We start from the raw sequence: 20,600 nt of genomic DNA, 5'->3' as shown, positions 1-20,600 counted from the left end.
TTCGATTACACCTTGACGTTCTGACGCACGTTCCAGCCGAACTTGACCGGGCCGCCTTCCTTGGTGCCGTCGGCTTTCTGCGGCTGGTAGTCCACCAGCACCTTGGCGAAGTTCAGGGTGACGTTTTCGGTCAGGCGGTCATCGCTGCCCGAGCCGCCGGTGCTCAGGGACGTGATCAGCACTTCTTCCAGGTTGATGATCATGTACTCGACCTGGCTCTCGCCGCCGGCCTTGCGCACGGTCAGCTTGACCTTGTCGACGTGCTTGCCGCTGGCGCAGTGCATCATCAGGTTTGGCGAGGCCTTGTCGACGTACTTGGTCAACGACAGGTCCTGGATGTTCACCTTGCCCGCGCCACCGCCACTGCCCATGTGCATGTTGCCGGACTGGGACATGCCCCAGCTCCAGTTCAGGACGTCGATCTCGTCCTTGTGGGCCTTGTCCATGGACTCGCCCTTGATGTCGCCGATCTTGATGAAAATATCAACAGCCATGTTTTCTCCCTGTGTGGTTTCTAACCACATTGTTTGGTTGACGCTGACCTTGCGAAATCTATTTGAATGTCAGTCAGGACACAGAACCTGTGGGAGCGGGCTTGCTCGCGAATACGTCGGGTCAGTCGACATCAATGTTGGCTGATCGACCGTATTCGCGAGCAAGCCCGCTCCCACACAGGAGCGAGCCCTCTCCAACAAAACCTCTGTTTACGCGCCCTTGGCCGAAGGCAGTTTCGATACCAGGCGCAGCGACACGGTCAGCCCTTCGAGCTGGTAGTGCGGGCGCAGGTAGAACTTGGAGTTGTAGTACCCCGGGTTGCCCTCGACTTCTTCGACGATCACTTCGGCCGCCGCCAGTGGGTGCTGGGCCTTGGTGGTTTCGGTGGAGTGCGCCGGGTCACCGTCGACGTAGTTGAGGATCCAGTCCTGCAACCAGCGCTGCATCTCGTCCTTCTCTTTGAAGGAGCCGATCTTGTCGCGCACGATGCACTTCAAGTAGTGGGCGAAACGGCAGGTGGCGAACAGGTACGGCAGACGCGCGGCCAGGTTGGCGTTGGCGGTGGCGTCCGGATCGTCGTATTCGGCCGGTTTCTGCAGCGACTGGGCGCCGATGAACGCGGCGAAGTCGGTGTTCTTCTTGTGCAGCAGCGGCATGAAGCCGTTCTTCGCCAGTTCCGCTTCACGGCGGTCCGAAATGGCGATTTCGGTCGGGCACTTCATGTCCACGCCACCGTCATCGGTAGGGAACGTGTGGGCCGGCAGGTTCTCCACTTCACCGCCCGATTCCACGCCACGGATGCGCGAGCACCAGCCGAAGTGTTTGAACGAGCGGTTGATGTTCACCGCCATCGCGTAGGCGGCGTTGGCCCAGGTGTACCTGGAGCTGTCGGCGCCGTCGGTGTTTTCTTCGAAAGCGAAGGCTTCCACCGGGTCGGTCTTGGCGCCATACGGCAGGCGCGCCAGGAAGCGCGGCATGGTCAGACCGATGTAGCGCGAGTCTTCCGACTCACGCAGCGAGCGCCAGCCGGCATATTCCGGAGTGGTGAAGATCTTGGTCAGGTCGCGTGGGTTCGACAGTTCCTGCCACGAGCCCATGCCCATCACGGTCGGCGATGCCGCGGAGATGAACGGAGCGTGCATGGCGGCGCAGACTTTCGACAGCTCGCCCAGCAGTTCCACGTCCGGTGGCGACTGGTCGAAGTAGTAGTCGCCCACCAGGCAGCCATAAGGTTCGCCGCCGAACTGGCCGTATTCTTCTTCGTACATCTTCTTGAAGATCGGGCTCTGGTCCCACGCGGTGCCCTTGAACTTCTTCAGGGTCTTGTGCAGGTCGGTCTTGGAGATGTTGAGCACGCGGATCTTGAGCTGCTCATCGGTCTCGGTGTTGTTGACCAGGTAGTGCAGACCACGCCAGGCGCTTTCCAGCTGTTGGAAGTCCGGGTGGTGGATGATCTGGTTGACCTGGGCGGTGAGCTTGGCGTCGATGGCGGCGATGATCGATTCGATCGACTTGATGGCGTCGTTGGACACCAGGTCGGTCTGCGCCAGGGCCTGCTCGGCCAGAGTGCGCACGGCGGTTTCCACCGCTTCGCGGGCGCGCTCGGTCTTGGGCTTGAATTCTTGCAGCAGCAGGGACGCGAACTCGCTGGTTTCTTGTGTCGCGCCCAGGTTCTGGGCGCCTTCGCGGGCTGTATTGTCAGTCATGTCATTGATCCTGTGCTGGCTTCGGCGCGCTCGCCAGGGCCTGCAACAGCGCTGGGTCCTTGATCGCCTTCATGATGATTTCTTCGGCACCGGTCTTGCCGTCCATGTAGGTCAGCAGGTTGGCCAGTTGGGTGCGCGCTTCGAGCAATTTATTCAGCGAGTCGACCTTGCGGGCCACGGCCGCCGGGCTGAAGTCGTCCATGCTTTCGAAAGTCAGGTCCAGGCTCAGGTTGCCTTCGCCGGTCAATTCGTTGGGTACATGGAAGGCTACGCGCGGTTGCATGGCCTTGAGGCGCGAGTCGAAATTGTCGACATCGATCTCGAGGAACTTGCGATCGGCCACGGGTGCCAGAGGCTCGGCGGGCTTGCCGGCGAGGTCAGCCATAACCCCCATGACGAAGGGCAACTGGACCTTTTTCTCGGCGCCGTAGAGCTCGACGTCGTACTCGATCTGCACTCGAGGCGCGCGGTTGCGCGCGATGAACTTCTGAGAACTTTGCTTCGCCACGTTGCTGCTCCTGGTCGCTTGAGCGACGGTGTTGGCGTCATCCGGCGGTACCGGTGACGTGACTGCGTGATCCGCTCGCTTTTATTCGCTGTCTGGGCCGCGCAGGTTTTCAAATTGACTCATGCCGTCGGGAATCAGGTTACGCACGATGGTCGCGAAGTCGGCGTTAACCAGAAGCTTGGCCCGATTCAACAGCACCGGCAGGGGGCTGGAGGGCTCATGACGGGTGTAGTAAGCGAGAACCCGGTCCAGGCTGCGCAACACGTCGTCGCGGTTGTTGATTTCACCGCTGACAGTGCTTGTGCCGGTGTTGCGCGGCGCGCTCGGCGCATCGGCGTGTTGAGTCGACGGGGAGCTGTCGCTGGAGACAGCATCGGAAAGGGTACTGTCGCCGCTCTGCTGACCGAGAATCTGCAAGGCCATCTTCAGGGGTTGTTTCAGCGGGCCAAGGTCCACGCCCTGGGCGGAACCGACCTGATCGCTGACCTGCTGCTCGATGGCTTCGGCGGCGCTGCGGGCCTCCTGCAGGGCCGCCCGGGTGTTTTCCAGTTGCTCGGGATCGCTGTCGAGCAGCGCTCCGGCGAGTTGTTCGGAGCCGAGGCTTTCGTCGGCGAAACTTTGCAGGCCACTGGCGTTGGCGGCGGCGCGCAGGGTGATCGTACCGAAGGCGCGCGAACGGACGAGAATGCTCTCGCGCAACAGTCGGATAGTGACATCGGACGTCAGGCCGGTGAGGGCGTTGATGCGTACCGTGGGGTCATTGTCGTCATCGGCGTCCAGGCGTGGATGCAGATCGGCCCAGTATTGCTTGAGCAGTTCGCTGATCAACGTCAGTACGCGCGCCAGCCCCGGAATGCCTTCCAGGGCCAGAGAACTCTGTAGCAGGAAATGGGTGATTCGCAGGTCTTTGCTGCGCTGCAACAAGTCCAGGCTCTGCTGCTGGATGCTGCGCCACTCAGGGGGTTCGGCAGGAAGGATCGAGTCGCCCATGCTGCGTTCGGGCTGGCCTCGGGATTCACGCTCCAGGCGCAAAAAGTCCGCGTCATATTCCAGGTCTTCACCGCAAGGTGAGGTCGCGGAAACGGCGGCGAGCAACAAAGGCACATCCACTTGGATCGATCTCCCTATCGCCCGCTGAATGACAGTCGGGCCGTGCATACGCAAGTTCCGGGTGGAATCGCGCATCAAACTTTGCATATTCCTGAGGGTAATGGCCGTTTAGATGCTGAATGATCTTAAAGTGCCATCACTCATATTCAAGAAGTTGTGCATTTTTGGTGTAGTACTTATCGCTTGTCAAGGTAAGCTATTTCCGGTCTGTTACAGTTGTGAGGCGCTTAACAACCCGTACGACTGGCGGGTCGAGAAGGGTGCCGGGACAGGCTTTTTGTCATGCAGGCCGGTTAATATCAGCCATCATGCTGGCAAAAAGCCGTTTCGTGGCTGTTTCCCAGGATTTTGGACGGCGGTCGTCGGGACGAAATGCCCTCGATTCGCCCGAGCGCGACGATGTATAAGAAGTGTTCAGCAAGGAGGCGAGATGCCGCTGTGTTTGACTATCACTAGTTATCACAAGATTACCCCCGGCCAGTGTTCTGAGAAGACACTGGATCAAGGGGTGATGGCAATTGGCCGCAATTCCGATAATGACTGGGTATTACCAGACCCCGAGCGCCTGGTGTCCGGTAAACATTGCGTCATTCAATGCAGAGACGGGCGATATTACTTAACCGATAACAGCACTAATGGCGTGGAATTGGTCAAGGCCGGTGTTCGCCTGCGTAAAGGCAACAGCGAGCTGCTGCAGGATGGCGAAATTATCCGTATTGGTGATTACGAGATCCAGGCGCGCGTCGATTTCAACCTGCCGGTCACTGACAGCAACCCCTTCGCAGAAGCACCGAGCAGCTTTGAAGCGTTGATGGGGCGCCAGAGCGCCGCCGTGAATACACCTCAGTCGATCCCCGCTGTATCGCCAGCGCAATTCCAAGGCGTGTCGGCCATGGACACGATGCCCGACCTGTTCGATTTCCTCACACCGCCGAGTGTCCCTCCGGCAACCCAGCCTGATCACGTACCGGCTCAACAGCACGATTTCCGCCCGCCGACGCCGGTGCCGCGTCCCAGCCCACCGCCCGTGGTCGAACCTGTGGCGATGACGGCTGCCCCGGTGATTCCGGAAGATTGGGACCTGTTCAGTGACAAGCCTGCGCCCGTCGCACCGCCTCCTGTCACGTCAATGCCCGTGGTCGAGCCCGTCTCGATCCCGGTACCGCCAATACCGGCCGCTGAAATCCCCGTGCCCGAAATTGCGGTGCCTGATTTCAACGCACATGAGATCAGAGTGCTGGAGCCCAACCTGCCGGCTGAACCCGCGCCGCCTCGTGAACCGCCGGTCTCCCGGGTCGAGCCACCCGTCGCGCCTGCCCGGCCGGTCGATGCCGGCGAACCCGATCTGCTGCAAGCCTTCCTGCGCGGCGCCGGGCTGGATCAGTTGCGCCTGGACAAGGCGCAGGCCGAGGCACAGATGGAAAACATCGGCCGCAGCTACCGGCTGATGGTCGAGGGCCTGATCGATGTCTTGCGGGCCCGCAGCAGCCTCAAGGGTGAGTTCCGCATTCAGCAAACGATGATCCAGCCAGTAGAAAACAATCCGCTGAAATTCGCCCCCAACGTCGACGAAGCGCTGTTGTTGCTGTTGCGTCATGGCAACCAGGCGTTCATGGCGCCGGACGCCGCCGTGCGCGACAGCTTCGACGACCTGCGCGCCCACCAACTGGCCGTCATGGCCGGCGTGGAGGCGGCCATCAAACATCTGCTGGCGCGTTTCGAGCCGACGCAATTGGAAGAGCGCATGGGCAAGCCCGGCGGGTTGTCGACTATATTCAGCGGCTCGCGTCAGGCCCAGTACTGGCAGCAGTTTACTGAGCTCTACAGCAATATTTCCCGGGAAGCCCAGGAGGATTTCCAGGACCTGTTCGGTCGAGAATTCAGCCGTGCCTACGAAGAGCACAGCACACGACAGCGACGTCGCTGAACGACGCCCATAACCCTCCATCAATCAAACAACGGATAGCTCAAACGTCATTGAGGACGCAGGATGATTCCCAGGTTTTTCTTCGCAGTCGCCACCGCGCTTCTGTTGACCGCGTGCGCCAAGGACACGGCCAAAACCCAGCCCGAAGAGGCTGAGGCCGATACCGCCGCCGTCGAGTTGCATTTTCATTCCATTGCCGGCCTCAACCCCGGCGCCACTGGCCAGCCGGCCCCGGTCCGGGTGCGTATTTTCGAACTGAAGAACGCCGCCTCCTTCGGCCGTGCCGATTACTTCGCCCTGGCCGAACGGGCCCAGGCGACCTTGGGCGCCGACCTGATCGACCAGGACGAAGTGCTGGTCCACCCCGATCAGCAACTGAGCCTGCAACGCGATCTCGATCCGTCGACCCGGTTCATCGGCATCCTGGTGGGCTATCGCGAGCTGGACCGGTCGCAGTGGCGCACGGTGTTGAATGTCCCGGCGCGCCAGTACACCGAATACCAGATCAGCCTCGACGTGCGCGCCGTGCGCAGCGACGTCGTCGTTCCCCCATCCAGCCCTGCCCAATAAGCAATCGGAGCCCCCATGTCCTGGAACAATCGTGTGGTCTGGTCGGAAGGCATGTTCATTGGAACGCAGCACTTCCAGCAGCATGACCGTTACCTGGAAAACCTCATCGACGCCCGCAGCCGCCCTTTATCGGCCGGCGCCTGGGGTTTCTCCGAATTGCTGATCGACCAGGGCCTGCTGGCCCAAGGCAAGCTGGCGATCATTTCGGCGCGGGGCCTGTTGCCGGACGGCACGCCCTTCAACATTCCCCAGGACGACGTGGCGCCGACGCCGTTGAACGTCGAGGACGACCTGCGCGATGGCCTGGTGTACCTGGCCCTGCCGCTCAAGCGTGCCGGTGCCCGTGACACCGTCGATGAAGGCGAAGAGCTCGGCGCGGCCCGCTACGTGAGCCAGGTGTGCGAGGTGCGCGACGACAACGCGCCGTTCGAGAACCGTGCGCCGGTGGCCTTGGGGTCGAGGGCCTTGCGCCTGCTGACGGCCCAGGATGGCATCGGCGACTACGCTGCCGTCGGTGTGGTGCGCATCAAGGAAAAACGCGCCGACCGCGCCCTGGTGCTCGACGACAGCTACATCCCGCCCGTGCTGGATGTGGCCGCTTCCAAACCGCTGGCCGCGTTCCGCAGTGAACTGCTGGGCCTGCTGCACCAGCGCGGCGAAGCCCTGGCCGGACGCGTAGTGGCTTCCGGTGCCGGCGGTGCTTCGGAAATCGCCGACTTCATGCTGCTGCAATTGGTCAACCGCGCCCAACCGCTGGTCCAGCACTTGAGCCAGTTGAGCCCGCTGCACCCCGAGCGGCTCTACAGCGAGCTGGTGGCGCTGGCCGGGGAATTCTCCACCTTCACGGCGTCCGGACGACGACCACAGGAATACCCGCAGTACCAGCACGATGACCTGGTGCTGAGTTTCACGCCGGTGATGCAAGCCTTGCGTGAAGCCCTGTCGATGCTGATCGACAGCAAGGCGACGCCGATCCCGATTGTCGAGAAAGCCTACGGCATCCACGTGGCGATGCTGGCCGACAAGACCCTGCTCGACAGCGCCAGCTTCATCCTCGTGGTGCGCGCCGATGTGCCTGCCGAAACCCTGCGCGGCCGCTTCGGGCAGCAGAGCAAGGTCGGTTCGGTGGAGCACATCCGTGATTTGGTCAATCTGCAGCTGCCGGGCATCGGCCTGCTGCCGTTGCCGGTGGCGCCACGGCAGTTGCCGTACCACGCCGGTTCCACTTACTACGAACTCGACCGGGGCAGTGACCACTGGAAACAGCTGAGCAACTCTGGCGGTTTCGCGTTCCACATCGCCGGCCAGTTCCCTGGGCTGAACCTGGCCTTCTGGGCGATCCGAGGATAATTCGCCATGAGCAACGATGATCGTACCCAGTTCATGCCGACGCCCGGTGGTCGTGGCGCCGATCCCTTCCGTCCGGATGCCGGGCGTCCCGCACCGGCGCCGGCGTCCGCGCCGCTGTCGATGCCGGCCGCGCCGGTCCTGACCGGCAAAGCACAGGGTCTCAATCCACTGGAGAGCGCCGCCGGCCCGTTGCTGGCGTTGTTGACGCGCCTGCGCAACACCATCGCCCACCCGGCGCCAGCCAGCCTGCGGGCGCAACTACTGGCTTACCTGCGCCAGTTCGAAGAGCGCGCCGAAGCCGCCGGCGTGGTGCGCAATGACGTACTGCTGGCCCGCTACGCCTTGTGCACTGCCCTGGACGAGGCCGTGTTGAGCACCCCGTGGGGCGGCACCAGCGATTGGGGCAAGCAGAGCCTGTTGATCACCGTGCACAACGAAGCCTGGGGCGGCGAGAAGGTGTTCCAGTTACTGGAGCATTGCCTGCAAAGCCCGCGGGAACGCTTGTACCTGCTGGAACTGTTGTACCTGTGCATGTGCCTGGGCTTCGAAGGGCGCTATCGGGTGATGAACGACGGTCGCAGCCAACTGGAAGCCTTGCGCGAGCGCACCAGCGCGGTGATCCGCAGCGCCCGTGGCGACTACGAGCGCGAGCTGTCGCCCCATTGGCGTGGCGTCACCGTGGCCCGGGATCGGCTGGCCCAATTCATGCCGCCCTGGATCGCCGTGGCCATTGGCGCCGCGTTGCTGTTGGCGCTGTTGTTCGGCCTGCGCATGAAGCTGGCCTCCGATGCGGAGCCGGTGTTCAAGAACATCCATGCCCTGGGGGAAATCCCGGTGCAGGCCATCGACCGTCCCGTGGTGCAGCCGAAAGTGATCGAGCGGCCACGCCTGGCCGGTTTCCTGGCCGATGAAATCAGAGCCGGGCGGATCGCGGTGGAAGATGCCGTCGACCGTTCCGTGGTGACCATCCGTGGCGATGAACTGTTCGCCTCCGGTAGCGCCAGCATCAAGGACGATTTCCAACCGCTGATGCTGCGCATCGCCGACGCGGTGCGCAAGGTCAAGGGCCAGGTGCTGGTCACCGGCCACAGCGACAACCGTCCGATCGCCACGCTGCGGTTCCCGTCCAACTGGGCGCTGTCCGAGGCGCGGGCCCAGTCGGTGCTGCAGATTCTTGCGGCCAAGACCGGCCAGCCCGAGCGCTTCAGCGCCGAAGGTCGCAGCGACACCGAACCACTGGCTTCCAATGCCACCACGGAAGGCCGCGCACGCAATCGCCGGGTTGAAATCACAGTATTGGCGGAGGGGGTCGAGTGAAAGCGTTTTTCAGTTTTATGATCCGCTGGGTCATCCCGTTGCTGGGGCTGATCGCCCTGAGCCTGATCATCTGGTTCGTTGGTCCGCTGTTGGACTGGCTGGTGCCGGAGGGCCGACGCTGGACATTGATCATCCTGGTGTTCGCGGTGTGGATCGCCTACCGGGTGTTCCGCATCATCCAGGCCCGCCGGCAAGCCGCCGAGGTCATGCGCAGCCTGGCCGAGCAAACCCCGCCGGACCCCACCAGCATTGCCACCGCCGAAGAGTTGGAAACCCTGCGCCAGCGCATGGACGAAGCCCTGGCGCTGCTCAAGAAAGCCAAGCTCGGGGGTGACGAGCGCCGCAACCTCTACGAACTGCCGTGGTACGTGATCATCGGCCCACCGGGCTCGGGCAAGACCACTGCGCTGGTCAATTCCGGGCTGCACTTCCCGCTGGCAGCCCAGTTGGGCGCCGGTGCGGTGCGCGGTGTCGGCGGCACGCGCAATTGCGACTGGTGGTTTACCGATCAGGCCGTGTTGCTCGACACCGCTGGCCGCTACACCACCCAGGACAGCGACGCGACCGTCGACAAGGCGGCGTGGCTGGGCTTTCTGGGACTGTTGAAGAAACAGCGCGCCCGGCGCCCCATTGACGGTGCGTTCATCGCCATCAGCCTGTCCGACCTGCTGCTGGGCAGCGACGCCGAGCGCGCCGCCCATGCCGCCGCGATCCGGCTGCGGATCCAGGAGCTGTACACCCAACTGGGCGTGCGCTTCCCGGTCTACCTGATGCTCACCAAGCTCGACCTGGTGCCGGGGTTCATGGAGTTTTTCGACACCTTGAGCAAGGAAGAGCGCGCCCAGGTCTGGGGCATGACCTTCGCCCTCGACGACGGCAAGAGCAACGACAGCCCGCTGGCGCACCTGCAAAGCGAATTCGCCGGCCTGGAACAGCGTCTCAACGACCGTCTGGTGGAGCGCCTGCAACAGGAACGCGACCCGGCGCGGCGCGACCTGATCTACGGTTTCCCACAGCAGTTCGGTGCCCTGAAGGACTGCCTGCAAAGCTTCCTCGAAGGCGTATTCAAACCCAATGCTTTCGAAGAGCGCGTGTTGCTGCGTGGCGTGTATTTCACCAGCGGCACTCAGGAAGGCAGCCCGATCGACCGCTTGATCGGCGCCATGGCCCAGAGCATGAACCTGGACCGCCAGCACCTGGCGCGCCAGACCGGCACCGGGCGCAGCTACTTCATCGAAAAACTGTTCACCGCCGTGGCCTTTGCCGAACGCGGGCTGGTGGGCGTCGACCCCAAGGTCGAGCGTCGGCGCAAGTGGATCGCCCGGGGCGTGTTGGCCTCCACCGTGGTCCTGGTGCTGGTGGTCGGCTCGTTGTGGTGGGTCAGTTACCGTGCCAATCAGGCGTACATCGCTCAGGTCGACCAGAAGGTCGCGCCGCTGGGCCAGACCGTGCAGAACCTCAGCCCGGCGCAACGCGACGTGCTCGCGGTGTTGCCACTGCTCAACGCCGTGAAACACCTGGCCGACGATGCACCGAGTTGGGCAGAAGGCCTGGGCTTGTACCAGGGCGACATGCTCGAAGCCGAGTCCGGCAGCGTCTATCGCAAGCTGCTGATCGCCGTGTTCGCCCCCCGCCTGCTGACGCGCATCGAAGAGCAACTGCACAGCGGCGGCAATTCGGATTTCCTCTACGAAGGCTTGAAGGCCTACCTGATGCTCGCCGACACCGAGCATTACGACGCCGACTTCATCAAGGCCTGGATTGCCCTGGACTGGGACCGCAGCCTGCCCCGTGATCTGCCGGCCGAACAGCGTCTGGCCCTGACTGAGCATCTGCAATCACTGTTCGAGCGTCGTCCGCCTACCGCACGGCTGGACCCTCGGCTGATCGAAGACCTGCGCCGGCAACTGCAACAACTGCCCGTGGCCCAGCGTGTCTACGACCGCATCAAGCGCCAGAAATTACCCGAAGGCATCCCGGACTTCCGCATCAACGAGGCCGCCGGGCGTGACGCCGCGCTGGTGTTCAGCCGCAAGAGCGGCAAGCCGCTGGGCGAGCCGTTGAGCGGGTTCTTCACCGTCAAGGGGTACCGCCAGGGCTTTCTGCTCGCCAGCCTGAGCCAGACCGGCACCCTGGCCGAAGAGCAATGGGTGCTGGGCCATGAACAGGCCGACCAACAGAACGTCGCCAGCCTGGCCGCCGATGTGCGCCGCCTGTACTTCCAGGACTACCAGCGCCAATGGGACGCCTTGCTCGCCGACATCGACTTCGTGCCGATCACCAGCGTGGCCCAGGCCGCTGACGTGCTGCGGGTGATTTCCGGGCCGACCTCTCCGTTGAAAAAACTGCTGGTGGCGGTGGCGAAGGAAACCGACCTGCAACAGGACGAACGCCTGCTGGCCGCCCAAGGCGCGCCGGCAGAAGGCGGGGTGGATAAGCTCAAGGAGCGCCTGGGCAGCCTGCTTGGCCAGGAACAGGCGACGCCAAACGCGCCTGCGCAAAGCGACGATCCGATCACCGCGCACTTCGCCGAGCTCAACAGCATTGTCAACAAGAACGAAGGCGAACCGGCGGCCATCGATGGCCTGTTGGCCGACATGAACGCGCTGTACGTGCAGGTCAGCGCCATGGTCGGCGCCAGTGGCGATGCCTTGCTCGGCGAGGCCAAGAACCAGGCGGCCGCTGCTGCCACCCGGGTCAGTCTCAACGCCGAGCGCCAGCCACCGTTGGTTCAGGGGCTGGTCAAGTCGGTGGTCAACTCCACCACCAACACCATGATGGGCGGGGTGCGCAATCAACTGAACGCCGCCTGGACCAGCGAGGTGGTGAACATTTATCGCCAATCCCTGGCCGGGCGTTATCCGATGTCGCCGGGCAGTGCACGGGATGCAACCCTCGATGACTTCGGTCAGTTCTTCGGCGTCGGCGGGGTGATGGACAACTACTTCCGCAAATACCTGCAACCCTACGTCGACACCTCGACGCCGACCTGGCGTTGGCAGCCGGGCGCTGCGCAGAAGCTGGGCATTTCTCCCGGCGTGCTGCAAACCTTCCAGCGCGCCGCCGCCATTCGCGATGCGTTCTTCCGTTCCGGCGGCACCCAGCCGATGGTGCGCTTCGAGCTCAAACCGGTGGCGATGGATTCGACCATCACCCAGTTCCTGCTCGACCTGGACGGCCAGCAACTGAGCTACGACCACGGCCCGAGTCGCCCGACCGCCATGCAGTGGCCCAACCCCGGCAGCATCGGCGTGGTGCGCATCTCGATCATGCCGCCGTCGTCCAATGGCCGTTCCGGCATCACCCTGGATGGCCCATGGGCGTGGTTCCGGCTGCTGGAGCAATCGGACCTGACCGCCGGCAATTCGCCGGACCGCTTCAACCTGCGGTTGCGGGTCGATAACGCCAGTGCCTCGTACGAACTGCGGGCCAACAGCGCTTTCAACCCGTTCAAGAGCCGTGTGCTCAGTGGCTTCAGCCTGCCGGAGCGGCTATGAGTACACCGGGCTTCTATGGAAAGTTGGCCAGCCGCGGGGACTTCGTCAGCCGTGGTTTGCCCCAGAGTTTCATCGCGCCGTGGGATTCCTGGCTGGCGGCGGGTCTGCTTGCCAGCCAGACCAGCCTTGGCGAGCGTTGGCTGGATGCGTATCTGGTCAGCCCGTTGTGGCGCTTTTTGGTCGCCCCCGGTGTCTGTGGTCCGGACGCCGTCGTGGGCGTGGTGATGCCGAGCATCGACCGGGTCGGCCGGTATTTCCCGCTGACGGTGGCGGTGCTGCTGGAGCCCGACGCGGACCCTGCGTCCGTGGTGGGTGGCGCGGACGAGTGGTTCGAGCGGGTGGAGAACCTGCTCCTGAGTACCCTGAACGTGGAGGCCAGTTTCGAGGCCTTCGGCGCGGAACTGGAAAACCTCGGCAGCCCGTTGTATCGGTCGCGCACCCCCAGCAGCCGCTTCGCCAGCCTGCATCGCTTCGACGCCACCGACCCGCAGACGCGCATGAGCGCGCTCGCCGAGTCGTCCTGCGAAGGCATGAGCCTGTGGTGGGGCCAGGGATCGGAGCGCATCGCGCCCGGTTTGATGCGGTGCCAGGGGTTGCCGGCTGCCGCTGATTTTGCGCAATTTTTGCTCGGCCAAGAAGGTGTTGTGTAGATGCGTCCAAGTGCTGGGAAAGCATTCAAGTCTGCAAGCAAGAGCCATGTCGGCATGGTCCGTCAGGTCAACGAAGACGCTTGCCTGGACCTGCCGGAAAACGGTTTGTGGGTAGTCGCCGATGGCATGGGCGGGCACGCGGCAGGCGATTACGTCAGCAGCCTGATCGTCGATAGCTTGCGCGGCATTGCCTTGGGCCGCTCGCTGGACGAATACGTCGCGGCGTTGCAAACCGACCTGCTGCGAGTCAACGCTGCCGTGCGCGAGGAAACCGCCAACCGTGGCGTGACCATGATGGGCAGCACCGTCGTGGTGCTCGCCACCCGTGATCTGCGCGGCATGTGCCTGTGGGCCGGCGACAGTCGTTTGTACCGTCTGCGCGACGGGGTGCTGGAAAGTATCTCCCGTGACCACAGCTACGTTCAGGACCTGCAGGACAGTGGTCTGCTCAGCGAAGCCGAGGCCCGAGTGCATCCACGGGCCAATATCGTCACCCGGGCCATCGGGGTCGAGGCGCAGTTGAAGCTGGCGATGGTCGAGTTGTTGCTGGTGCCCGGCGACAGCTACCTGTTGTGCAGCGACGGGCTGACCAAGACCGTCGAAGACGATGAAATCCGCGAAGTACTCAACCACGACGAACCCGGCGAAATCGCCAGCAGCCTGGTGTCCCTGGGGCTGATGCGCGGCGCGCCGGACAACATCACCGTAGTGGTCGTGAAGGTGCCGGCATGAACTCTGTCATGAACATCCAGATCCCCGGCTACGACATCGAAGGGGAGATCGGCGAAGGCGCCATGGCGAGCGTCTACCTGGCGACCCAGCGGTCCCTGGAGCGCAAGGTCGCGCTGAAAGTCATGGCCGCCGCGCTGGCCGCCGACCCGACGTTCTGCGAGCGCTTCCTGCGCGAGGGCAAGACCCTGGCGCGCCTGTCGCATCCGCACACGGTCACCATCCATGACATCGGCAACGTCGGTGAGCTGTATTACATGGCGATGGAGTACCTGCCCAACGGCACGCTCAAGGAGCGCATCGCCGCGGGCCTGTCGCCGGAGCAGGGCCTGATCTACATCCGCCAGATCGCCTCGGCCCTGGGTTACGCCCATGGCCTGGGACTGGTGCACCGCGACGTGAAACCGGCCAACATCCTGTTCCGCGCCGATGGCACGGCGGTGCTCTCGGACTTCGGCATCGCCAAGTCCCTGGACGACCGGACCCAGTTCACCCAGGCCGGTTTTGCCGTCGGCACCCCCAGCTACATGAGCCCGGAACAGGCACGCGGCCAGGACATCGACGGTCGTGCCGACCTGTATGCGCTGGGTGTCGTGCTCTACGAAATCCTCGTCGGCAAACTGCCCTATACCGGCAACGACGCACTGTCTACGGCCCTGGCCCACCTGACCGAACCACTGCCGGAATTGCCGGTGCACCACGGCCGCTACCAGGACGTGCTGCGCAAGTTGCTGGCGAAGGACCCGGCGGAGCGCTTCCCGGATGCGGCGGCGTTGTTGCGGGCGCTGGATAACCTGCCCCAGGACTCCGAAGCGACGCTGATCCGGCCCATGTCGATTCCCGTCCCGCCCATTGCGAAGGCCGATGACCTGGCGGGCCTGACGCCGATGTCCATCGACATCCCGAGCGGTCCGGCGCAGCCGCAATCGCAACCCCGGCCAACCCCGCCACCGGTGAGCCCACCTCCGCGGCCGGTCGTTGCGCCGTCGCGCAAGCCCCCGGTGTTTGCCCTCGCCGCCGTTGCGGTGGCCGTGGCGCTGGCGTTGGGTGGGGCGGGTTATTGGTGGCTGTCCGGCGACTCCGGCAAAAAAGACACGAAGACGCCGATAGCATCGACCTCATCGACCAAGCCACCGGTGAATACGGCTGACGCGCCGCCGGTGAAAACCCCCGATACCACGCCGGCCCAGCCGCCCGTGGCGCCGCCGGTGAATCCGCCCGTGGCGACCCAGGCCGATGGCGGCCAGCGTCCGCTGTTGATGGCCGGCAAGAAAACCCTGTTCCAGCGGGTGCTCAGCAAACCGGGGGCGACGCTCGCCGACGAACCGGGTGCCGCGCCCGGCAAGGCCCTGCCGGCGTTTTCCGTGCTCTACGTGTACCAGCGCAAAGATGTCAACGGCAGCCCGTGGGTGCGCGTCGGCGCTGCCACCGATGGGCGCAGCGACGGCTGGTTGCCGGCCGCTCAGGTCAGCGACTGGAAGCAGAGCCTGGTGCTCAAGTTCACCGAACGCTCAGGCCGGGCGCCGGTGATGTTCCTGCGCCAGCCCGGCGAAGTGGAAAAGCTGCTGGCTAATCCTTCCAACGCCAAGAATGTGCTGCTCAAGGCCCAACAGAACCCGGCGGACAACCAGCAGGTGCTGGCCTTGGAACCGGCGGCCAGCGCCGTGCCGCAGAACCAGTTCTACCTGTTGCCGATCTTCGATTCGCGCGAGAGCTTCGACGAGAACGGCCAGCCCGTGCAGTTGTTGAACGTGGCCTCCATCGACCCCGGCAACACGCCTCGGGCCGCGTCCAACAACACACCGATCCTGACCGCCAACGCCGATGCGTTCCGTACCGCCGTGGTGTTGGTGGTGGACACCACCGTGTCCATGCAGCCCTACATCGATCAGGTGCGCGACGTGGTTCACGAACTGCAGACCCGCATTGCCGAGCGTGGCGAACTGGACAGCGTCAGCTTCGGCCTGGTGGGTTTCCGCAGCAGCGTCAAGAAAACTCCAGGCCTGGAATACGTCGCCAAGACCCTGATCACTCTGGAACAGGGTCGCGACCCGCAACGCTTCCTGGACCTCGCACGGCAGGTCAAGGCCTCCACCGTGTCGAGCCATTCGTTCAACGAAGACGCGTTTGCCGGCGTGATGGAAGCGGTGGAGGGCATGGACTGGTCCGGCTATGGCGGGCGCCTGATCCTGCTGATCACCGACGCCGGCGCCCTGCGCAAGAACGACCCGTTTGCCGCCACCCAGATGAACGAAGCCGAAGTGCGTCAGGCGGCCCTGGGCAAGCAGATCAAGATCTACGCCTTGCACTTGCTCAGCGACGCCGGCAAGAAGACCCACGCCGGTGCCCAGAGCCAATACCGCACCCTGACCGCCGACGCCAACCCACAGATCGGTGACCTGTACATTCCGGTGCCGGGCGCCGATGTGCGCAAGCTCGGTGAGCGGGTGGACGAGATCGGCTCGGTGTTTGCGGATCTGGTGCATCAGGTGCGCAGCAACAAACCGCAAAGCGTTCCGGCGCTGGGCGCCGCGCCGAGCCTGGCCGACAAGTCGGCGGCCGTGGGCTACGCGATGCACATGGATTTCCTCGGCCGCAAGACCGCCAGCCAGGCGCCGCAACTGGTCAGCGCGTGGACCGCCGACCGTGACCTGACCAACCCGGCGCTGCCAGCGTTCCAGGTGTGCGTGATGCTGACCAAGCTGCAACTCAACGACCTGCAGCAATCGTTGAAGCTGATCGTCGACGCGGCCCGCAAGACCCAAAGCTCGCCCAAGGATTTCTTCCAGGAAATCGCCAGCGCCAGTGCCTACATGAGCCGCGACCCATCGGCCCTGCGCAAGGGCGCCAACCTCGCCGATGGCGGGATTCTCGGCGAATACCTGGAAGGGCTGCCGTACCGCAGCAAGTCGCTGAACATGACCCAGGACCTGTGGCTGTCCTTGAGCGTGGCCGAGCAGGAAGACTTCATCGATGAACTGGAATCGAAAATCCGCCTCTATGAAACCTTCCACAACGACCTCGCCAACTGGGTGCGCTTCGGCGACGCCGAGCCGGGCGATGCCCTGTACCGCGTTCCACTGTCGACGTTGCCATGATGCTGACGATGAATGCCGTGCACAAAAGCCGGGGCGCCGGCAGCCAGCGCTACAGCCTGGTGGTTCCACGGCTGCACCTGCGTGCCGGCGAACAACTGGCGCTGGTCGGTCCCAGCGGCTGTGGCAAGAGCACGTTGCTGGATATGCTGGCCCTGGTGTTGGCGCCGGACCAGGCCGGGCAGTTCGACTTTGCCCCGGGCAACACCTCGTTGGACATCGCCAAACTGTGGCGTGGGTCGCAACAGGACACCTTGGCCGAGCTGCGCAGCCGCCACCTGGGGTATGTTCTGCAAACTGGTGGCCTGCTGGGCTTCCTGGACGTACGCGGCAACATCGAGTTGTCGCGCAAACTGCTGGGCTTGAAGGATGACGGCAGCGTGATGCGCCTGGCCGGACAATTGGACATTGCCGATCAACTGGACAAGAAACCGGCGGACCTCTCTGTGGGCCAACGCCAGCGGGTCAGTTGCGCCCGCGCCCTGGCCCATGGCCCGCGCCTGCTGCTGGCCGATGAGCCGACCGCCGCCCTCGATCCGCTGAACGCCGAGCGGGTCATGCACTTGCTGGTGGCCCAGGCCCGCGATAGCGGCGTGTGCTGCGTCGTCGCCACCCACGATGAAGCCCTGGCCCGGGCCAGTGGTTTGCAAGTGCGGCGCATCGGTTGCCGCCGCGATGCCGACGGCGGCGTCACCGCGACCCTCGGGGAGGCTTGCTGATGCGCGGCGCGCTGGTGGCTTCCCTGGCCTGGCAGGATTACCGCAACGATGCGTGGCTGTCGGCCTGCTCGGTGTTGGCGCTGGTGGCCGTGGTGGCGCCCTTGCTGGTGCTGTTCGGGCTGAAATTCGGCCTGGTCACCAGCCTGACCGAACGCCTGCAGAACGACCCGGCTACCCGGGAAATCATCCCCCTGGGCGGCGGTCGGTTCAGCGCGCAATTCATCGAGCAGCTGGGCCGGCGCGGCGATGTGGCCTTCGCCTTGCCGCGCACCCGGCAGATCGCCGCGACGGCGGATTTGAGCAACGCTGCGTCGGCGCTCACCGTCGAGATGATCCCCACGGCCACCAACGACCCTCTGCTCGAACATCTGCCGTTGCCCCAAGGGCTGGATCAGGTGGTGCTCAGCCAGACCGCCGCCGAGAAGCTTGGCGTCAAGGCGGGCGATTGGTTGCAGGCCAGTTTCGGCCGGCAGGTGGCCGGTCGCAGCGAGGCCCAGCGCACGCGGGTCGAGGTGCTGCACGTACTGCCGCTGGAAGCCTTTGCCCGGGACGGTCTGTTCGCGCCGCTGGCTTTGCTGGAGGCCGCCGAGGATTACCGCGACGGTCGCGCCGTGCCGGCGTTCGGCTGGCCCGGCGATGGGGTGGGCGTGGCCGGGCAACGGGTCTATCCAGCGTTTCGTTTGTATGCGCGCAGCCTCGGTGATGTAGAGCCGTTGCGGCAGTATTTCGCGGGGCAAAATCTGCTGGTATCCACCCAGGCCCAGACCATCGCACAGGTGCAATCGCTGAGCCGCAATCTGTCGATCGTGTTCTGGATCATCGCCGGGTTGGCCCTGGCCGGTGCCTTCGCGGCGATCTTTGCCGGCGCGCTGGCGGCGGTCGAGCGCAAGCGCCGGGAACTGTCGGTGTTGCGTCTGTTGGGGGTATCCACCGCCGCGCTGTTGCTGTTCGTGGTGTTGCAGGCGCTCTACAGCGCCACGCTGGCGGCCGTGCTCAGTGCCGGCCTGTATGGCCTGGCGCAGTCGGGTCTCAATTATTTATTTGCGCAGATGCCAGGCGAATACGCCAGCCATCTGCTGGTGCGTCACTACACCCTGGCCCTGGTGGCCGTGCTCGGCGTCAGCGCCCTGGCAGCGGCTTGTGGCGGCTGGCGGGTGGCGCGTATCCAGGCGTCTGAAGGAATTCGCGATGTATAAGTTATTGGGCGCCGCCGTGGCGCTGAGTCTGGCCAGCCTTGTGTATGCCGATGAAGGCACTGACAAGCTGGACAACCCCAAGCCGTTGCCGGACGACGTCAGCCTGCCACTGCCCTGTGAGGGGCAAATGGTGTTTCGTTACGTCTACATCCTCGCCCAGGGCACCCTGGACGACCGCGAGATCAGCCTCGGCTACCCCTTCAGCGAAGGCGAGGCCGGCTACCAGCAGTCATTCATCTCCGGTTACCGGCGCGACTTCATCAACGGCCAGTTCACCCTCAAGGATCTGCCCAAGGATTGGAGCAAGACCATCACTCCGTTGATGCCCAAGACCGACGCCCAGACGCCGCTCAAGCCGATGCTGTACTTCATTGGCAAATACGAAGTCACCGCCCGCCAGTACGCGCAGGTCATGGCCCAGGCGCAGTCCCTCGCCAGCGGCGAACCGGCACCGGCCTGCGAAGCCCTGCTGGCCGAGTTGCCCCAGGGCATGGCCGGGCGTCTGCCCAAGGTGAAACTGTCCAAGTTCGAGGCGGAGCGTTTCTCGGCGGTGTACAGCGCCTGGCTGATGAAATACCACAAGGACCTGCTGCCGGTGAGTGGTCGCGGCACCTCTGCCGAAGACGGCGGGTTGGGCTTCGTGCGCCTGCCCACCGAAGTGGAGTGGGAGTTCGCCGCCCGTGGCGGGCAGGCCGTCAGCCGCCAGGACCTGGAAGGGCGGCTGTTTCCCCGGCGCGTCGAAGGCAGCGAAAGCGATGGGCCGCTGGGTGATTGGGCCGTCTTCAACCAAGTGGCCGGCGGCACCGGCCAGGCGGCGCGGCTGATGCCCATTGGCACCAAGTTGCCGAACCCCATCGGCCTGTTCGACGTGATCGGCAACGCCGCCGAAATGGTCCAGGAGTCGTTCCAACTGGTGCATTCCGGACGCCGCCAGGGCGCCTACGGCGGCTTCGTGGTCAAGGGCGGCAATTACCTGGAAGGCGAGGGCACGCTGTTCACCGGCATGCGCCGGGAGTACCCGCTGTTCGCGGCTGACGGTACCGAACAAAGCAATGAAACCACTGGGTTCCGCGTGGCGGTCGGTGCGTTGTCGGCGCCGCGCTCGCGCTACAAGGAGCTGTTCGCCCAATGGCAGAAAGAAGGTCGCCTCGCGTCCCTGACCGACGCCATCGACGACGCCCAGGACCCCACCAAACGCCTGGACAGCATCATCGCCGCCAGCGTCGATCCGCGCCTGCAAGCCGAACTGGGGCTGGTCAACGAAGAGCTCAAGCGCAACGTCTCGCTCATCGCCCAGCAGCGCGAGGAAGCGGCGGGCAACCTGATCCAGTCGGCGGCCCTGGTGGCCGAGACCGTCAACAACTACAACATCCGCCTGACCAATTTGCAGCGCAGCCATCAGGCGGCGGTGGATGCCAAGGACGACGCCAGCGCCCAGCTGTTCGCCACGGCCATCGACAACGGCCGCAGTGCGCTGGACGGCGCGGTAGCGATTTACATCGATAACCTGGCAACCGGCACGCGCTACACCGATGCCGTGATTCAGGCGCAGTTTCAACGCATCAAGGAGGAGATGGAGCGCAAGCCGGTACTGGGCAAGAGCCTGGTGGCGCGCGCCACGTTATTCGTTCGTCATGTCGGGGAATATCGTCAGCAAAAACGAGCCGACCCGGCGGCGATATTGAAGGAATTGCTGGCAACGAGCGCCCAGCGGTCTTGAGCGTTCATTGC

The 20,600-nt window shown here is 64.2% G+C and carries 15 protein-coding genes; 11 read left to right on the top strand and 4 right to left on the bottom strand.

From position 1 onward, the window contains the following. Nucleotides 1-5 precede the first annotated feature (5 nt). The 4 genes from AD666_RS06270 to tssA all read right to left on the bottom strand — a co-directional run bounded on the left by AD666_RS06270 (nt 6) and on the right by tssA (nt 3,819). The gene (locus AD666_RS06270) at nt 6-494 is read right to left on the bottom strand and encodes a type VI secretion system tube protein Hcp (RefSeq protein ID WP_053148816.1); all 489 of its coding nucleotides are present in this window, start codon (nt 492-494) and stop codon (nt 6-8) included. A 210-nt stretch (nt 495-704) separates the two neighbouring features. After that, entirely contained in the window at nt 705-2,201 is a 1,497-nt protein-coding gene (gene tssC / locus AD666_RS06265; RefSeq protein ID WP_053148814.1) for a type VI secretion system contractile sheath large subunit, read from the bottom strand. Between the two features lies 1 nt (nt 2,202). Further along, complete coding sequence (gene tssB, locus AD666_RS06260) at nt 2,203-2,709, bottom strand: type VI secretion system contractile sheath small subunit (RefSeq protein ID WP_003177230.1); 507 nt, start codon at nt 2,707-2,709, stop codon at nt 2,203-2,205. 81 nt (nt 2,710-2,790) lie between these two features. After that, a complete protein-coding gene (tssA, locus tag AD666_RS06255) occupies nt 2,791-3,819 on the bottom strand; it encodes a type VI secretion system protein TssA (RefSeq protein ID WP_053148811.1) in 1,029 nt (342 codons plus the stop codon). A gap of 430 nt (nt 3,820-4,249) precedes the next feature. On the opposite strand from tssA, the gene tagH reads away from it, so the two are divergent. The 11 genes from tagH to AD666_RS06200 all read left to right on the top strand — a co-directional run bounded on the left by tagH (nt 4,250) and on the right by AD666_RS06200 (nt 20,589). Beyond that, entirely contained in the window at nt 4,250-5,746 is a 1,497-nt protein-coding gene (gene tagH, locus AD666_RS06250) for a type VI secretion system-associated FHA domain protein TagH (RefSeq protein ID WP_053148806.1), read from the top strand. 63 nt (nt 5,747-5,809) lie between these two features. Further along, the gene (tssJ, locus tag AD666_RS06245; protein ID WP_053148803.1) at nt 5,810-6,316 is read left to right on the top strand and encodes a type VI secretion system lipoprotein TssJ; all 507 of its coding nucleotides are present in this window, start codon (nt 5,810-5,812) and stop codon (nt 6,314-6,316) included. A gap of 15 nt (nt 6,317-6,331) precedes the next feature. Further along, nucleotides 6,332-7,666: a type VI secretion system baseplate subunit TssK gene (gene tssK, locus AD666_RS06240; RefSeq protein WP_053148801.1), complete on the top strand. Its 1,335-nt coding sequence runs from the start codon at nt 6,332-6,334 to the stop codon at nt 7,664-7,666. 6 nt (nt 7,667-7,672) lie between these two features. Continuing rightward, nucleotides 7,673-8,983 carry a DotU family type VI secretion system protein gene (locus AD666_RS06235; protein ID WP_053148797.1) on the top strand — a complete coding sequence of 437 codons (1,311 nt, stop codon included), beginning with the start codon at nt 7,673-7,675 and terminating at the stop codon, nt 8,981-8,983. Beyond that, complete coding sequence (gene tssM / locus AD666_RS06230; protein ID WP_053148794.1) at nt 8,980-12,480, top strand: type VI secretion system membrane subunit TssM; 3,501 nt, start codon at nt 8,980-8,982, stop codon at nt 12,478-12,480. The genes AD666_RS06235 and tssM overlap by 4 nt, the downstream gene beginning before the upstream one ends. Beyond that, entirely contained in the window at nt 12,477-13,130 is a 654-nt protein-coding gene (gene tagF, locus AD666_RS06225) for a type VI secretion system-associated protein TagF (RefSeq protein ID WP_053148792.1), read from the top strand. The genes tssM and tagF overlap by 4 nt, the downstream gene beginning before the upstream one ends. Continuing rightward, nucleotides 13,131-13,862, top strand: coding sequence for a PP2C family serine/threonine-protein phosphatase (locus AD666_RS06220; RefSeq protein WP_053148789.1), 732 nt, complete (start codon nt 13,131-13,133; stop codon nt 13,860-13,862). Next, a complete protein-coding gene (locus AD666_RS06215; RefSeq protein ID WP_053148786.1) occupies nt 13,859-16,957 on the top strand; it encodes a serine/threonine-protein kinase in 3,099 nt (1,032 codons plus the stop codon). Before AD666_RS06220 ends, AD666_RS06215 begins: the two co-directional genes overlap by 4 nt. Next, nucleotides 16,957-17,673, top strand: coding sequence for an ABC transporter ATP-binding protein (locus tag AD666_RS06210; protein ID WP_053149696.1), 717 nt, complete (start codon nt 16,957-16,959; stop codon nt 17,671-17,673). The genes AD666_RS06215 and AD666_RS06210 overlap by 1 nt, the downstream gene beginning before the upstream one ends. Beyond that, nucleotides 17,673-18,869 (top strand): ABC transporter permease, encoded by a 1,197-nt coding sequence (locus AD666_RS06205; RefSeq protein ID WP_053148779.1) that lies wholly within the window; start codon nt 17,673-17,675, stop codon nt 18,867-18,869. The genes AD666_RS06210 and AD666_RS06205 overlap by 1 nt, the downstream gene beginning before the upstream one ends. Further along, on the top strand, nt 18,862-20,589 hold the full coding sequence (locus tag AD666_RS06200; protein ID WP_053148775.1) for an SUMF1/EgtB/PvdO family nonheme iron enzyme: 1,728 nt from the start codon (nt 18,862-18,864) through the stop codon (nt 20,587-20,589). Before AD666_RS06205 ends, AD666_RS06200 begins: the two co-directional genes overlap by 8 nt. Nucleotides 20,590-20,600 lie beyond the last annotated feature (11 nt).

The sequence above is a fragment of the Pseudomonas sp. Pf153 genome (assembly GCF_001269775.1).
Classification (GTDB): Bacteria; Pseudomonadota; Gammaproteobacteria; order Pseudomonadales; family Pseudomonadaceae; genus Aquipseudomonas; species Aquipseudomonas uvaldensis.
Note: the sequence above shows the minus strand (reverse complement) of the source record. Positions and strands in the feature narration are given on the sequence as shown.

Bases quoted from the DNA above. Each gene is read 5' to 3' on its own strand.
- tagH (WP_053148806.1), top strand. From the start codon at position 4,250: ATGCCGCTGTGTTTGACTATCACTAGTTATCACAAGATTACCCCCGGC.
- AD666_RS06200 (WP_053148775.1), top strand. From the start codon at position 18,862: ATGTATAAGTTATTGGGCGCCGCCGTGGCGCTGAGTCTGGCCAGCCTT.
- tagF (WP_053148792.1), top strand. From the start codon at position 12,477: ATGAGTACACCGGGCTTCTATGGAAAGTTGGCCAGCCGCGGGGACTTC.
- tssK (WP_053148801.1), top strand. From the start codon at position 6,332: ATGTCCTGGAACAATCGTGTGGTCTGGTCGGAAGGCATGTTCATTGGA.
- AD666_RS06210 (WP_053149696.1), top strand. From the start codon at position 16,957: ATGCTGACGATGAATGCCGTGCACAAAAGCCGGGGCGCCGGCAGCCAG.
- AD666_RS06215 (WP_053148786.1), top strand. From the start codon at position 13,859: ATGAACTCTGTCATGAACATCCAGATCCCCGGCTACGACATCGAAGGG.
- AD666_RS06220 (WP_053148789.1), top strand. From the start codon at position 13,131: ATGCGTCCAAGTGCTGGGAAAGCATTCAAGTCTGCAAGCAAGAGCCAT.
- AD666_RS06205 (WP_053148779.1), top strand. From the start codon at position 17,673: ATGCGCGGCGCGCTGGTGGCTTCCCTGGCCTGGCAGGATTACCGCAAC.
- AD666_RS06235 (WP_053148797.1), top strand. From the start codon at position 7,673: ATGAGCAACGATGATCGTACCCAGTTCATGCCGACGCCCGGTGGTCGT.
- tssJ (WP_053148803.1), top strand. From the start codon at position 5,810: ATGATTCCCAGGTTTTTCTTCGCAGTCGCCACCGCGCTTCTGTTGACC.
- tssC (WP_053148814.1), bottom strand. From the start codon at position 2,201: ATGACTGACAATACAGCCCGCGAAGGCGCCCAGAACCTGGGCGCGACA.
- AD666_RS06270 (WP_053148816.1), bottom strand. From the start codon at position 494: ATGGCTGTTGATATTTTCATCAAGATCGGCGACATCAAGGGCGAGTCC.